Source organism: Agrococcus phoenicis, assembly GCF_047302415.1.
In the GTDB taxonomy this organism is placed as follows: Bacteria; Actinomycetota; Actinomycetes; order Actinomycetales; family Microbacteriaceae; genus Agrococcus.
Map to the genome: position 1 here is coordinate 1,772,222 of NZ_CP154854.1, position 15,114 is coordinate 1,787,335.

Annotated in this window: 9 protein-coding genes; 4 read left to right on the forward strand and 5 right to left on the reverse strand. The window is 69.9% G+C overall.

Going from position 1 to position 15,114, the window contains the following annotated elements:
- The first annotated feature begins 1 nt into the window (after position 1).
- The gene (locus tag AA0Z99_RS08495; protein ID WP_413316665.1) at positions 2 to 2,419 is read left to right on the forward strand and encodes a hypothetical protein; all 2,418 of its coding nucleotides are present in this window, start codon (positions 2 to 4) and stop codon (positions 2,417 to 2,419) included.
- Here AA0Z99_RS08495 and AA0Z99_RS08500 read toward each other — a convergent pair.
- On the reverse strand, positions 2,416 to 5,958 hold the full coding sequence (locus AA0Z99_RS08500) for a polysaccharide pyruvyl transferase family protein (protein ID WP_413316666.1): 3,543 nt from the start codon (positions 5,956 to 5,958) through the stop codon (positions 2,416 to 2,418). The two genes, AA0Z99_RS08495 and AA0Z99_RS08500, sit on opposite strands and share 4 nt — an antisense overlap.
- 84 nt (positions 5,959 to 6,042) lie before the next feature.
- Positions 6,043 to 7,329 (reverse strand): UDP-N-acetyl-D-mannosamine dehydrogenase, encoded by a 1,287-nt coding sequence (gene wecC, locus AA0Z99_RS08505; RefSeq protein WP_413316667.1) that lies wholly within the window; start codon positions 7,327 to 7,329, stop codon positions 6,043 to 6,045.
- Positions 7,330 to 7,536: 207 nt separating this feature from the next.
- Between wecC and AA0Z99_RS08510 the strand changes: the two genes are divergently transcribed.
- The gene (locus AA0Z99_RS08510) at positions 7,537 to 8,313 is read left to right on the forward strand and encodes a DUF6270 domain-containing protein (protein ID WP_413316668.1); all 777 of its coding nucleotides are present in this window, start codon (positions 7,537 to 7,539) and stop codon (positions 8,311 to 8,313) included.
- Positions 8,314 to 8,322: 9 nt separating this feature from the next.
- Here AA0Z99_RS08510 and AA0Z99_RS08515 read toward each other — a convergent pair whose 3' ends face one another.
- The 3 genes from AA0Z99_RS08515 to AA0Z99_RS08525 all read right to left on the reverse strand — a co-directional run bounded on the left by AA0Z99_RS08515 (position 8,323) and on the right by AA0Z99_RS08525 (position 12,710).
- Positions 8,323 to 9,216 (reverse strand): alpha/beta fold hydrolase, encoded by an 894-nt coding sequence (locus AA0Z99_RS08515; protein ID WP_413316669.1) that lies wholly within the window; start codon positions 9,214 to 9,216, stop codon positions 8,323 to 8,325.
- Between the two features lie 30 nt (positions 9,217 to 9,246).
- Positions 9,247 to 10,713 carry a hypothetical protein gene (locus AA0Z99_RS08520; protein ID WP_413316670.1) on the reverse strand — a complete coding sequence of 489 codons (1,467 nt, stop codon included), beginning with the start codon at positions 10,711 to 10,713 and terminating at the stop codon, positions 9,247 to 9,249.
- Positions 10,714 to 10,835: 122 nt separating this feature from the next.
- Entirely contained in the window at positions 10,836 to 12,710 is a 1,875-nt protein-coding gene (locus AA0Z99_RS08525) for a glycosyltransferase (RefSeq protein WP_413316671.1), read from the reverse strand.
- 57 nt (positions 12,711 to 12,767) lie between these two features.
- On the opposite strand from AA0Z99_RS08525, the gene AA0Z99_RS08530 reads away from it, so the two are divergent.
- Entirely contained in the window at positions 12,768 to 13,310 is a 543-nt protein-coding gene (locus AA0Z99_RS08530; RefSeq protein WP_413316672.1) for a VanZ family protein, read from the forward strand.
- Positions 13,311 to 13,444: 134 nt separating this feature from the next.
- The gene (locus AA0Z99_RS08535; protein WP_413316673.1) at positions 13,445 to 15,019 is read left to right on the forward strand and encodes a glycosyltransferase family 2 protein; all 1,575 of its coding nucleotides are present in this window, start codon (positions 13,445 to 13,447) and stop codon (positions 15,017 to 15,019) included.
- Positions 15,020 to 15,114 lie beyond the last annotated feature (95 nt).

Here is a 15,114-nt window from a genome sequence, read left to right on the forward strand (position 1 = left end):
GATGCGCATCGCGATCTTCGACGGCATCCTCGAGCATCACCTGCACGAATCGCTGGAGCGCGCGCTGGTCGCCCGCGGGCACGCGGTGCACACCACCGGGAAGATCGGTCACGGGTTCCGCTTCCCCGCGCCGCACACCAATGTGTCGCACCTCGACCGGGCGGTGGCGGAGACCATCGCGCACGAGCCCGATTGGGTCATCGTCATGCGGCCAGCCTCGCTGCCGCCGCGCATGCTGCAGCGATTGCGTGATGCCGGAGCACGGCTCACGGCCTGGTTCTCCGACGACCCCGTGCTGTTCGACCTGTCGTACGCCCCTGTCGTCGATCAGTACGACCGGATCCTGCACTGCGGATCGACGGCAGTGCTCGAGCACTACGAGCGCTTCTTCGGCCGGCCGACCGGAGTGAACCTGCCGTTCTGGACGGACCACGAGGCGTTCCCTGCTGTGTGGGGCGAGGAGCCGGCCGAGTCCCGGGCGATGTTCTTGGGCAACGTGCACGACGAGGTGCGTCGACGGCGCTACTTCGAGCTCGCTCGGTTCGGCGACGACATCCGGATCCACGGCAAGGTCGGCTCTGACTACGCCCGGCGCGCGGCGGGCTACCTCGACACCGACGCCGAGGTGATCGCGGCCGGAGCCAGGACGGACTGGGCGATCAACATCCCGCAGCGGTTCGCGGATCACCGCGGGCTCGAGACCTGGTTCCCCGGGCTGGACGAGCTCGGGCACTTCGAGTATCCGAGCCGAGTGGTGCAGACGATGGCGATGGGCATCCCGACCATCTCCATCGTCGCAGGACGACCGCGCTTCGAGACGTATCCGGAGATGCTGGTCGCATCCAGCGTCGACGAGGCGATCGACATCGTCAGGGATCCCTCGTGGGACGCGGTGCGCCTGGCCGAGCAGAGCAGCGCTGTGCTCCGACGCTTCGACCGACACTTCTCAGCCTCTTCTCGGGCCATCGCGATCGAGCGCTTCCTCCTGGATGACGACTGGATGGCGCTCGACGCCACGGCTCGGACGCGATGGTTCGCCGACGTCGTCGACGCGACGCTCGCTCGCGACTCGGTCTCGACCGCCTCGGCGCGGGCCGAGGCGCGACCGGCACGGCCTGGCGCGATCGTCGGGCAGCCGCACCCGGTGCCGGAGCGCGCCGTCGTCGTCACGCCATCGGGCGCGGGTCCCGTGAGTCGTTCGACCGCAGTGGTCGAGGCGCTGCAGGAGCTGGGCGTGGCGGTGCAGTCGGTGCCCGCCGCATCTGCTCCACTCGACCCCCTCGAGGTCGGCCGGCAGGTCGTGCCAGGATCCACCTCGTGCGTGATCGTGGTCGACCTCCCCGAGCTGCCCGCTCCTGCCGGCGGCGACCGCGCCATCCTCATCGCCGACCTCGACGCGCCGACTCGCGCCTCCGCCGCCGTCGTCGCCTCCTACGACCTCGTGGCACTGACCAGCCAGGCAGCCGTCGAGAAGTTCCGCGACGCGGGGTTCCGGCATGTCGTCAGCCTGCCGCGCCTGATCACGCCGACGTTCGCTCGCGCGATCGAGGCGCAGCGAGCACGCGCGTCGGGCACCGCCGTCAGGATCGCGGTCGACGCCGCAGCCGAGCGAACGAGCGTGCCAGGGCTCGACGGCGTGCTCGAAGCAGCCGCGATCCCCCTGCAGACGTGGGAGGCGCTCGCCGCGCTCGCCCCTGCCGAGCTCGCTGCCGCGGTCACCGCTGACGCCGGAGTCATCGTCCCTCGGGGACCGCGCGGGAACCCGCAGCTGGACGACCTCTTCGTCCACGTTCGAGCGGCGGTCGGGCGAGCGCTCATGCCGAGAACCGCTGCGCTGTCGCACTGGCCGGCACTGGCAGACGCGACGACGCAGTTCGCGTCGACGTCGGAGCTGGGGCGCAAGGCTTGGAGGCTCGAGACCTCCCGGCGCGCGGGTCGCTCGATCGACGCCGCGCACGCCGCGCTGCGCCAGGCGACCGACGCCGTCCGCGCCGTCGACGAGCTCCTCCGCGCGCCCCTCGTTGGCCCCCTCCCCGGGCTCCGCCTCGCTTCGTCCGGGGAGCTCCTCGAGCGAGGCGCCTCGTGCGAGATCTCCTTCGACGAGCTCGGCTGGCGGCCGCAGTCGATCGTTCGGCTCGGAGTCGGTCCTCGGAGCTATGCGCCGACGAGCGCCGGACTCGTCGCGAGCATCCTCTTCGACGGCGAGCCGGTCTGGAGCAGCAGCATGGCTGGCGCGACGCGGTTGGCCGTCGCCGCGCCGCACTCCGCAAGGCATCGCCTCCGGGTTCGCTTCGAGTACCGTGGCGCGCTGCAGGGCATCACGCCCGAAGCAGCCTTCGAGCTCGACGCACGCGTGGTCGAGGACACGCTCCCCGTGCCGATGCATGCCACCGGGGTGCGTGTCCTCGAGCTCCGCTAGTCCGTCGCGGTCTCCGGCTCGGCGCGGAGGCCGAGCGCCATGGGGCTCGAAGCGCCCCATGCGAGCCCCATTCCGCCAGCCCACTGCAGTGCGCGCCCGCGCTCCACGGTCAGCGGCGATGCTTCGCCCCACTTCCAGTCGGGGCAATCCTTGAGCGCGTGCAGACGCACGGTGACGACCGGGTCCGAGTGCTCGGGGCCGACTGCGATCCACACCGTGTTCCGCGGCTGCCAGGCCGTGATGTCCTGGGTGAAGAGGATCTCGTCCCCGACCATCACGGAGTAGGCCATGTGGCCGGCGACGTTCCTGATCTCGCCGTACTTCTGCTGCAGCGCGAGCTCGACACGAACGCCTTGGCCCTCGACCGAGCGCACGCGATAGCGCCAGTCGACGAAGTCTCCGCGCTTCGGTGCTCCCTCGACGAGGCCGAAGGTGTCGCCAGCCTCTGACGTGCTGCGGAAGGAGTCGACCTCTCGTGACGCGTCGTGCAGGTTGCCCGCGCGAACCTGCGCCGCCGAGAAGCGGATCGGGGTGCCAGCATCGGAGACCGCGCCCTCGACCGCGTGCGCCCCAGCTGGGATGTGCCCTGCGACCTGACGCAACGACGCAGCAGTCGCCGCGGCGAGCTGCTCCAGCGCGTCGAACGCCGGCTGCGCGCCATCCTGCGCGTAGGGGCTGGAAGCACCCCAGCGCAGCGCTTCGTCGCCGTGCCATGCGTCCTTGCGCCCACGCTCGATCGTCATCTCGGAAGCGGGGCCCCAGTTCCAGTCCGGGCAGTCCCGCAGCGCATGCAGGCGCACCTTGATGTGGCGCTGCAGCAGCGAGGGACCCATGGCCACCCACACGGTGTTCCGCGGCTGCCAGGCGGTGACATCCTGCGTGAACAGCTCGACGTCGTCCGCGGTCACCGTGTACGCCAGGTAGCCGCGGAGTCGTGGGCGCTCGGGATACTTCTGCTTGATCCAGAGCTCGACCCGCAGCCCCTCCTCGGACGCCGGCAGCACGAGGTCCCACTCGACGAAGTCTCCCTTGCGGGGAGCGCGGGCGTCCAGCGCGAAGGTGTCCTCACCGCGCACGCGCTTCCTGCGGTGCTCGACGGTCGCCTCAGCATCGAGCGCGTTGCCGGAGCTCACACGAGCGCGACCGAGGTCGAGGGCTTGATCGTCGGACCAGATGACCTTTCCGAGGTCAGCGCTCTTCGCCGTCGGCTTCGCGGTCTCGGCCGGCACGTGCACCATGCCCGCGATGGGGGAGATCTGGACGGGCCCGGCAGCGATCGACCTCGCCACGCCGTCGATCGCGTCGAACGACGCGGCTTCGAGCTCCCGGACGCGCTCCCTCACCGCCAGGGGCAGCTCCTGCTCGGCGAGCGCTGCGCGGATCGCGTCCTCGATCTCCGCCTCCTCTGCGTCCAGGTCGAGCACCATGCGAGACCTGCCGAGCTGCGCGAAGTGCGAGCGAACCTTCTCGTCATAGGAGAAGCCGACTGCGGGGCGGCCGAGCCGGTGTGCCAGGAGGTTGGCGTGCAAGCGCATCGAGACGATCGCAGCCGCGCCGTCGATCACGCCCAAGAACTCGGGGCCGGACATCCCCGCAGGCACCATCGCGGTGAGCATCTCGGTCTCGCCCTCCGCAGCAGCGAGGTGCTTCTCGTCGATGTTCTGCATCGGGAGGCCCACGACGGCGACGCCCAGGCGCTCTGCGATGCGCAGCACGACGTCCCGGAGCCTCAGCGAGGCTCCGTTGTCCGCCCACGGTCGCACGTTGAGGAGGACGTAGCGCTCCGGCAGGTCGATCGACGGCTCCGCCGTGTCGATCGGCAGCGAGTAGACGGCGTCTGGTGCGACGACGGGCTGCGCGCTCCAATGATCGGCGACGCCGCGGAGCAGCGCCTTCGACTCGTCGTCGCGGACGGTGACGCTGGAGGCGAGAGAGCCCGAGAGCCGGACAGCCGCTTTGGCGGCCTCGTCGGTCAGTGGCCCGACGCCCATGCCGTAGACGTGGAAGGAACCGCCGTAGGCCTTGACCATCAGGGGCAGCTGTACGAGGTGCGACGGCGATACCGCTGCGCTCGTCATGATGCCCGACACGCCGCCAGCCTTGGCGATCGTGTAGTCATGCCAGAGGCCGCCGGCGCCGAGGATGACGGAGGTCGCCATGGACGCGAAGCGCTCTGCGACGTGGATGTCCGTGCGACGGAACGCCTGGTAGCCGGAGGCACGCTCGACCTCGGTGGGCTGCACCGCGGCGACGATGACGTTGACGTCCTCGTCGGCGCGCTGGAGCGACCCTGCGATGGCGTCGAGCAGCAGGTCGTCGCCCCGGTTCTGAGCCCCGTAGAAGCCGGAGATGATGACGTGCCGCGGGCGACCATGGGTGACAGCGAGGATCGCGCTGAGGCGATCGCGCTCCGCCGAGTCCTTGCTGCCGTCCTCGCTGGCGAGGTCTGCCTCGATGTCCGCGAACAGTCGCAACCAGCGGTGCTCGTACAGGTGATGCCCGAGGAGCTTCGCGAATCCCTTGCGGCGGATGCGCTCGAGCGCGACGGGATCGGCCTTGAGCGCCGCGATCTGCTGCGCGAGGTCCTCAGCATCGTCGTATCCGAGGATCTCGTCGCCGTAGTCGAAGAGGTGCGACATCTCGTCGAAGCGGGCGGTCGCGAGGATGGAACCGGCGCCGATCGTCTCGAAGACCCCGCACTTGACGTTCGTGAAGCCGGCGCGCGTCGCGGGGAAGTTGACGTGGATCATCCCCTCATGGGCGGCCTGGAGGAGTCGGTCACCGGAGACCGGCTCGGCTCCCGGCAACGGCCATCCGTTGCCGTAGACCCGCACGTGCACGAGCTCAGCGAGACGGGTCATCACCTCGTGGCGCTCCGGGCGCCCGGCCGCGTGGCCGATGCAGATGGCGTCGGCGGTCAGCTCTGGGGCGGGTGGCACCTCGCGGAGGATGTAGTCGCGGTCGATGCCGAAGGGCATGAGGAAGGTGTTCGAGTGCCCCTCTGCCCGGTACCGGTCGAGCGAGAGCTCTGCGTTCGTCGTGTGGTAGTCGAAGCGACCGATGTGGTCGATCACCGAGTCCTGCACGTCCGGGTCTGAGAGCGTCAGACCGATCGTGAGGATGCCGCGCTCCTTGAACCACTGCTGGCCCTCCTCGTCCAGCACCACGCCTCCCGCGCAGAACACGACGATCTCAGGACGGAAGCTGCGGAACACCGCTTCCACCGCCTCAGGGCGGAAGAAGACCGGCCCGTATCCGCCGTTCGCGCCGCTCGAGCGATCGAACGCAGCCCTGTGCCGTGCGTACTCCAGCTCGAAGACCGTGTGCCCGACTCCCTCGAGAGCGCGGTGGAGGGAGGCGACGATGCCGGTGGAGCCCTGGAAGAATCGACCGACGAACACGATCCGGTGCTTCTTCTCCGACTCGAAGACTGCGCCGCGAAGGCCCTCGCGCTGCTGCTCGATGCTCGGGATGTCGATCGACGAGTAGTCGACGTCGGCCGAAGCCATCCCGTCGATCGCGCCTGCTGTGTCGTTCATGCGTGGTGTCTCCGATGGTGCGCGCGGGCGCCGGTCACGGCGCTGCGAGCGTTGTGCAGGGGTTGGAACAAGCGTAGCGGGGCATCAGCGCAGCGCTGATGCCCTGGACTCCGCAGCCTGAGCGGTGCGGAACAGTCCCTTGGTGTCGACCATGATCTTCTCGCGGAAGAGATCGCGATCCAGGTTCTTGAAGGCGCTGTGATCGACCAGCACCAGCACGATGTCGGCGGCTGCGATCGCAGCTTCGGTATCGAGCAGCTCGACCGATCCCAACGAGGCCAGGCTCTCGGGCAGCGTCTCGATGTGCGGCTCCGCCACCAAGATCCGTGCGTGAGGGACTTCCCGACCGAGGCGCTCCACGATCAGCTTCGACGGCGACTCCCGCAGATCGTCGATGTCGGCCTTGAACGCGATGCCGAGGGCTGCGATCACGGGGTCGCGGAATCGCGCTGCCTGCGCCATGACCTTCTCGAGCACATAGCCCGGCTTGGCATCGTTCACCTCGCGCGCAAGGCGGATCAGCTTCGCCTCCTCGGGAGCGGCGGAGACGATGAACCACGGGTCGACCGCGATGCAGTGCCCGCCGACGCCCGGTCCTGGCTGCAGGATGTTGACCCGCGGATGGTGGTTCGCGAGTGCGATCAGCTCCCACACATCGATGTCGAGCCGCTCGCTGATCATCGAGAGCTCGTTGGCATAGGCGATGTTGATGTCGCGGTACGAGTTCTCCGCCAGCTTCGCCATCTCTGCCGTCCGTGCGTCCGTCACCAGGAGATCGCCCTTGCAGAAGGTGGCGTACAGCTCGCGAGCGCGCTCCGCTGCCTCTGGGGTGACACCCCCGATGATGCGGTCGTTGTCGGTGATCTCCACCATGATGCGACCGGGCAGCACGCGCTCAGGGCAGTGCGCGAAGTACAGGCTGTGCTGCTGGCCGCCCTCAGCCGTCAGATCCGGTCGCGCTGCGAGGATGAAATCTGCCATCTGCTCGGTGAGCCCGGGCGGCGAGGTCGACTCCAAGATGATGAGCTCGCCGCCTCTCAGCTGCGGGGCGATCGCTTCCGAGGCTGCGCGGACGTAGGAGGGGTCGACCGAGTAGTCCTCGGTGAAGGGCGTGGGCACGGCGACGATGTAGGCGGCCGCGTGCGGCACCTCAGCCTGCGCCCGCAGTCGTCCCTGGGCGACGACGCCCGCGACGACGGACTCGAGGTCCGGTTCGACGAACGGCACTCGACCGGCGTTGATCTCTCGCACGTGGTGCGGATTGACATCGACTCCCACCACGGTGCTCCCGGTGGCGGCGAGGATCGCCGCGGTCGGGAGGCCGATGTAGCCCATGCCCACGACACAGACGTTGGGGATGGCAGGTTCCATGCAGCGGTCCTCGTCCAGATCAGCGATGTGCCCGGCACGCCCCGAGTGCGGCCAGGTGCTGCGCGCACTGCGGAATGAGGACGCGCAATTCTCGAATCTATCGCGAACCGCATCTTTCTGAAGAGCCCCCGTCGTCCGAAGCCGCTCCCGGTAGTCTGAGCGGATGGCCCGGCCGCGGTGGGCGGGCGCCGGATGTGCTGGAGACCTGTGACCTACTCGGAAGACCGCGCGGCGCGAGTGCTCGTCTACGGCAGCTGCGTCGCGAGGGACACCATCGAGTTCGCTCCGCGCGACAGCGTGGATCTTCGCGGCTACATCGCACGGCAGTCACTCCTCTCCGCGGGCAGCGATGCCTCGTCGCACCTGCCCGTCGACCTCGGCATCGCGTCGAAGTTCCAGGAGCGGATGATCCGCGCTGACTTCGCGGGGACGCTGCACGACCGGCTCGACCAGCACGCCGACGACATCGACGTGCTCCTGTGGGACCTCGCGGACGAACGGCACGGTGTCCACCGCTTCGCCGACGGGACGTTCGTCACGCGCAGCATCGACACCATCCGCGCAGAGCGGGTCGCGCAGCTCCTCGACGAGGCGGAGCACCTCCCCTTCGGATCAGACGAGCACTTCGAGCTCTGGTCCGAGCGCGCGCGGCAGATGCACGCGATGCTCAGCGAGCGTGGGCTGCTCGAACGAACGGCCGTCCTGCAGGTCCCGTGGGCGATTCGCACGACAGAGGGCAAGCCGACGCCGTGGAGCATGGGCGTCCGGGCGGCAGACGCCAACGAGCGCTACCTGCGGTACTACGACGCGCTGCGCCAGCAGGGCTTCCCCATGGTGGAGCTCTCGGTGAACGATGTGCTCGCAGATCCGAGCCACCGCTGGGGGCTGGCGCCGTTCCACTACATGCCCGCTGTCTACGGCGAGGTGCTGAGGCAGCTGCACGAGGAGCACGGCGTGGAAGCGCTTCACGACCCCGAAGGATGAGTGCGCTGCTCAGCGCACGATGATCGGCACCTCAGGCGGGGGCCGCTTGACGAACTCGAGCGGATCGCTGCCGGGCGAATCCAGTGCCTGCTGGATCCACTCGGTCACGCGGCGGGGGCTGGGCGGGTTGTGGCCGGGGCAGTGGTACTCCTCGATCATCGTGACTCGATCGGGGTGTGCCGCCATGAAGGGAGCAGCGTGCTGCTCCATGTGCTCGGCATCCCCGGTGTTCTGGACGTACCACGTGCGGCCACCCGGAAGCTCGTCGTAGAGCTGGGTCAGATCCACCCGCGGGCGGAGCTCCGGCCGGGCTTCGATGCCGTCCCAGCCGCCGAACCGGTTGTAGACGAACTGGCGGAACGGGCGAGCCGTGGGTCGGAGCCGGATCCTCGTCTGCGGCGAGAAGGCGACGGACAGGGCCTCCGGGACCCTGGGCGCCAGCGCAAGTGCGGCGAACCCGCCTGAGGAGGCGCCGGCGATCACGGTGTGCTCGATGCCCCACTGCTCGATGACTGCTCGGATCAGTGCCGAGTACCGGTCGGTGAGCGCCACCTCGGGCGTGCCCACGTACCAGGCTGTCGGCAAGCTTGGTTCGACGGTCAGCGTGGTGTCGGCGAGGAGCAGCAGGTTCGTGTCGAGCTCGGAGAGCGTGCGGAGCCGCTCGAAGCGCGGCAGCGTCACCGAAGCGCGGTTCAGCGTCCCGTGGAGGTGGACGACCAAGCGTCGCGCTCCGGGGCGCCGCACCGCCAGCGCGGAGAGCGGGAGCTCCGCCCCGAGCACGTCGTGGCGCGTTGGCGTGTCGGTCGCGGCCCTGACGTCGAAGTCGTCCAGAGCGCCCCAGGTCTCGTGGGCGAGCCCGATCGTGGCCCCGGCGGCCCCTCCGGAGTTCTGCTGATCGTGCATCTGTTCATCCTACCCGGTGGAGCGAGGCGATCAGCGGTAGCCCTGAGCCCGTGCATCTCGACCGTTCAGGGGCACCTCGAGCAGTTCCGGCCATCGCAGCTCGATCACCCGCAGGAACACCGAAGCAGCCTTGCGGTCGCCGACCGGAAGCCCGAGCACGCGCGCGAGCAGCCGCCGACTCGCCAACAGAGCGTGCGTGTCGAGCGCGAGGTCGCTCTCCAGCAGAGCGGGCGCCTGGATGAGGGCGCCGCGATACTCCCAGTAGAGGAGGTCGAGCGGGTCGTAGTCGAAGCGCTGATCGAACGCCGTCTCGAGGCGGAACGCTTCGAAGGCGTCGGCGATCTTCGGATCGACCGCCTTGTCGGCGCTGGCGATGCGGGCCAGCACGCCGCCGTCGAAGCCGCGGTGGCCGTAGTTGAACTTCTGGTAGTGGCCCTTCACGACGCCATGCACGTGGGAACGCACGTGCAGCGCATCGATGGGAAGCTGCTCGACGTAGGCGTTCGCGAGCTTGCGCGAGTGGACTGCCCGGCTGTTGCTGTGCATCGCCTTGTGCAGTGGACCAGCCGGTTCGCGGTCTTCGACAGCGACGACCTGGTGATCGACACCTGCCAGCAGGGCGAGCGCCTCTCCGGCCTCGCGATCGAATCGGTTGCCCGCGTTCTTCTGCGCGTAGGTGAGGTCATAGGTGAAGAGCTCGAGGTTCGGCGTCAGCCCCCGAAGGAGTGCGAGCGATGATCGGCTGTCGACACCGGCAGAGATCGAGAGCACGACGCGGTCGCGCTGCCGCAGCCACCCGACCTGCGCGTCAGCCGCCTCGATGATGGCCTGCGCCGCTTCGTCGATCGTGCACGGCACGACAGGTCCGCGAGGAAACACGCGCACGGTCGTCCGGCTCACCGCACTGAGCTCCGTGTTGGGGGTGAGCGAGAGGACACCGTCGTACTCCGTGTGGCGGCCAGGGAACTGGAACATGCCGTTGTCACGGAAGTAGGTGGCGTAGGCCAGAGCGCTCGCCTGCACGCCGATGCACTCGGCGACGAGCCGAGTGTGAGAGCCCACGACGTGCGCGCCCCTCGTCGAGAACGCGATCGTGCGCAGACCAGCGGCATCGCTCTGCACGCGCAGCTCATCGCGATCGATCCGCAGCACGGCGAAGCGCCCGCACAGCGCATCGACCTGGTCCTGGAACTCGTCGAGGCTCCGGGCGAGCGCGTGCAGCAGGCGCGCTGCGATGGCGCTGCCGCTCTCCCTCGGCGCGTCGAGGTGCAGCGGCGTGCCGATCACCACGATGTGGGACGCGCCATGCTGGGCACGCGCGATGGCGACACGGGGGTCCCAGCGCAGCTGCCACCGGCTGTCGAGCTGGAGCGTGGACCAGTGCTCGGGTGCGAGCACCTCGCCATCGGAGACGACGAAGCCTCTCGCATAGGAGACGCGGTCACCCGCGAGCACGTCAGCGCGGCTGAGACCCTCCGCCTGCACCATCGATCTCACCGGCCACCACTCCCTCGCGCGCTCGACATCCAGGCACGCCTCCGAAACCCCCTGGATGCTACCGGAGCACCGTCTCGAGGCTCGTGGCCGATGATCGCGAGGGCGCTGCCAACCCTTGGCCCTCAGAGCCGCACGTGCGCCTCCGCGAGCCCGAAGCTCAGCACGTCGCTGTTGGCGAGGATCCGCTCGTCCTCGGTGTGCCAGGTGTGGCCGGCGCGGGCGCTGCGCATCTGGATGAAGTTGAAGCGGTCCGCGCTGTAGATGCCCCCGCCCGCCGCGAGGATCGCGCGCTGGAAGGTGGTGTCCTCGCCGAGCGTGCGGTCGTCGAACGGGGTCGCCTGCCAGGTCGATCGCGGCCCGACCATCGTGGGGCCGCCCACGAGATCCGACCACCGGTGCTCTCGCTGCGGGTTCTGCAGCACCGTCGCGTCGATCGCCGCGAGGTGCAGGTAGCGGGCCTCCTTGCCGACGAGCTCGGCGCCGGAGTAGTCGAGCGCGAAGCACGAGTCGAGCAGGTAGTGGTCGCCGTAGACGTCGTCGTCGTCGAGCTTGGCGATCACGTCGCCGTCGGTCGCCCGCACCAGCCGGTTCAGGTTGGCGCCGAGCGACGTCTCGCGGTCGGCCCGCAGCACGATCAGCTCGGCGATGCCCGCCTCGCGCGCGAGCGACTGCAGCTCGGCCTCATCGGCGTCGAACCCGTGCAGCAGCAGTGCGAGCTGCACGTCGACGTCGACCTGGCGGCCGGCGGTCGCGATGATCCCGGGCACGAGGTGCGGGCGGATCGTGGGCGCGATGATGCTGACGTTCGGCCGCTGCCAGGCGGCGGGGTCGGGGATGCCGACCGACTCGAGCACCTGCGTGGCCCGACGGGAGAACGTGTGCTCGCGCCAGATCCGTCGCTGCGCCAGGTGCACCTGGCGGTCGCGCAGCTCGGGAGAGCGCACGAGCGCACGCAGCAGCAGTGCCGCCTCCTCCTGGTCGTCGACGATCGAGATCTCGCTGTCGTCGAACCAGTGCTCGACCGCGGGGCTGCGGGTCGTCACGACGGGCGTGCCGCTCGCGAGGATCTCGAAGACGCGGCGCGCGAGCATCGTCGGGCTGTCGACGACCGAGTTCACGTTGAGCATCACCTTGTGCGCGCGGTAGCCGGTCAGCATCTGGTCGTAGTCGAGCGAGCCGCGCACGAAGCCCTCGAAGACCTCCGGGAAGCGATACTTCGGATCGTCCTCGAAGCGCGAGTAGATGTCGAAGCCGATCCCCCGGCGCTCGGCCACCTCTGCGGCCGCGCCGAGCAGCAGCTCCATCTGCGCCTGCCGCTCGGGGAACTTGTGCGACCAGTAGCTGCCGCCGAAGCCGATGTCGCGCACCTGGTGCAGCCCCTTCTGCCGCATCGGGTGGTGCAGCGCCGGCTGCGCGGCGAAGCCGAGCACGTCGATGCGGTCGTGCCCCAGCACCTCGCGGTAGCGCTGGACCATGTTCGCGTCCGTGGTGAACACGCGGTCGAACAGCCGCGCCGTCTCGAGGAAGTCCTCGAAGTGGGGCGGGTCCTCCTTGTTCCAGAAGACGGTGGGGATGCCGTGGTCACGGCAGTGGGCGACGAGCGCCCGCAGCGCCTCGGGCGGCGCCTTCGGCCCGCTGAGCTGAAACTTCCAGGCGCCGCGCGAGCCCGACCAGGCCGACTCGACGAAGAGCAGGTCGATCGGCTGCTGCTCGACCTGCTCGAGCCACTCCTTGGGCTTCAGCTCGACGACGTCGAACTCGTATCCCCAGGCGCTGGCCGAGAAGGTATCCATGATGGTGCCGACGCGGATGCCCGGGCGGCGCGTCGGGCGCTCGGCGACCGGCCAGGCGGGCAAGGAGGTGGCGCCGCTCGCAGGCGGCGCGACGGCGCTGTTGCGCTGGGCGACACCGCGGCGCCGCGACCAGGACCGCAGCTGCTGCACCCCGCCCTTGCGGAGGTGCCACAGGCCGGTTCGGAGGGTCTGGAAGGGCTTCACGCCCCCATCCTCTCGCGAGCGTAGGCGCGTCACAGGTCAGGCCGCGAGAATCGACCCATGAGCGCGACGCGACCGATCGTGCGCGGCGCGCGCCGCGCATCTGCCCCGCTGCGGCACATCGGCGTCATCGGGCTGCTGCTCGCGGTGCCCGTCATCGCGCTCATCACGCTGTGGCCGACCCACTTCCTGCTGCGCTTCAAGCCGCGGGTGGTGCGGGGCATCGAGTGGCTGCACGACCGCGAGATGTTCGAGTGGATCTACTGGACCCGGCTCGAGGTGCTCGCCAACGTGGCGATGTTCGTGCCGCTCGCGCTGCTGCTGACCTTCGTGCTCGGCGCGCGGCGATGGTGGGTGGCGCTCGCGCTCTGCCTCGCGCTGACCGTCGGCATCGAGGCGATCCAGCACTTCATGCCAGGTCGCGTCGCCTCCCTGAAGGACGTCGTCGCCAACGGCACGGGGGCCGCGATCGGCGTGCTGCTCGCCGCCCTCACTGAGCGAACCTTAAGATTTGAACGACGTGTCGCAGCCAATCCGCTCGGGTTGAGACGACGTTCGGAGGAACCTGGGGTTTCCTCAGGTGGAAACCCGCGCCCGCATTGATGCGCCGGACGTAAGTTTTCCTCACCGGAGCGCCGGGCGACACAGGGTCGCGCTGAGACGCCCGGGTGGCATCGACGTCGACGAGCCGGGATCACGCTCCGGCTCGCTTCGCCGTGCCCAGGAAGGCACATCTCATGAGCGCACTCGCGAGCGTCGCGACCGCACCGTCCACCGCATCCACGAGCGTCGCGTCGACCCTCGACGCAGCGATCTCGGTCACCTCGGCCGCCTGGAACCCCTACGCCGGGCTGCCCGTGCCCGTGCAGCTGGCGCTCCTCGGGCTGCTGCTCGTCGCGCTGCTGGGCATCGTGATGGTCACGGTGCTGCTGGTGCAGGGCGCACGCGAGCGCCGCCGTCAGGCGCGCGCCGTGGAGGGCGCCGACGAGTCGGAGTTCCTCTGGGTCTACGTCGTGCCCGCGCTCGACGAGGAGGTCACGATCCGCGACAGCGTCACGCGGCTGGCCGCGGTCGAGGCGAGCAACAAGGTCGTGCTGGTGATCGACGACGGATCCGAGGACGCGACGCCGACGATCCTCGCCGAGCTCGCCCTCGAGATGCCGGGGCTGCACGTGCTGCGCCGCACGATGCCGAACGCCCGCAACGGCAAGTCGGCCGGGCTCGACGACGCCTGGCGGCACCTGCACGAGGATGTGCTGCTGCGACCGGAGTACTCGCGCTGGAGCACCGACCGGGTCATCATCGGCGTGGTCGACGCCGACGGGCGCATCGCCCCCGACTCGCCGCCCGCCATCGCCGCGGCGTTCGCCGACGAGCGGGTCGGCGGCGTGCAGTCGCTCGTGCGCATCTACAACCGCCGCCACGCGCTCACCTGGGCGCAGCACATCGAGTTCGCCATCACCGCGCAGGTCTTCCAGCTCGGCCGCTCGCGCTGGGGCACCGCCAACATGGGCGGCAACGGGCAGTACGTGCGGCTCGCCGCCCTCGACGACGTGGTCGCCGAGGATCACCTGCCGCGCGAGATCGACCGCGGCCCGTGGCGCGACCGCCTCACCGAGGATCAGGACATCGGCATCCGGCTGATGCGCGCCGGCTGGCGCGGAGCCCAGACCGTGCTGACCGCCGTCGAGCAGCAGGGCGTCACGAGCCTGCGCCGCCTGTGGCGCCAGCGGATCCGCTGGGCGCAGGGCGCCTGGCAGTCGGTGCCGATGCTGCGCGGCACCGGGGCGATGGATGCGTCGGCCGCAGCGCGCGTCGACCACGCCCACTACCTGCTCACCCCGGTGCTGCAGGTGGTGATGAGCCTCGGACTGGTCGGCTCGCTGTGGCTGTTCGTGGTCGAAGGGGTGCCGTGGGTGGGCGGCGGGCTGTGGTTCCTCGCCGCGTTCGTCGTGCTCGCGACCGCGCCGGTGTACGCCTCGCTCGTCACGATCGCGCCCGCCGGGGTACTGCGGCCGATCATCGCGCTCGGCTACCTGCTCCCCTACCTCGCCTACACCTGGGTGCTGTGGCCGGTCTTCGCGATCAGCCTGGTGCGCGAGGCCGTGGGCGTGCGCAGCTGGGCGAAGACGGCCCGCGAGCCGCTCGACGCGCACCTGTCGGGCGTCGAGCACGACTTCGCGACGGGCGCGCTGGCGCTCGGCGCCGGGGTCGCGGCGGCCGCTGTGGGCGCTGCCGCTGGTGCTGCGGCTGGTGCTGCCGCTGGTGCTGCCAACGGCGTCCGCCCGGCCCGCACGCCGCGCCACGCCTGAGCTCGCTCACCGGGCGCGCGCAGCGGCCTGAGCGCGTCGCCTCCGCCGACTACGCTCGAGGCAGACGGCGGTCGCAGCACTCGACCGCGCCGCCC

Coding starts and splice junctions, on each gene's coding strand:
- AA0Z99_RS08535 (WP_413316673.1), top strand. CDS start 13,445: ATGAGCGCACTCGCGAGCGTCGCGACCGCACCGTCCACCGCATCCACG.
- wecC (WP_413316667.1), bottom strand. CDS start 7,329: ATGGAACCTGCCATCCCCAACGTCTGTGTCGTGGGCATGGGCTACATC.
- AA0Z99_RS08500 (WP_413316666.1), bottom strand. CDS start 5,958: ATGAACGACACAGCAGGCGCGATCGACGGGATGGCTTCGGCCGACGTC.
- AA0Z99_RS08495 (WP_413316665.1), top strand. CDS start 2: ATGCGCATCGCGATCTTCGACGGCATCCTCGAGCATCACCTGCACGAA.
- AA0Z99_RS08530 (WP_413316672.1), top strand. CDS start 12,768: ATGAGCGCGACGCGACCGATCGTGCGCGGCGCGCGCCGCGCATCTGCC.
- AA0Z99_RS08515 (WP_413316669.1), bottom strand. CDS start 9,216: ATGCACGATCAGCAGAACTCCGGAGGGGCCGCCGGGGCCACGATCGGG.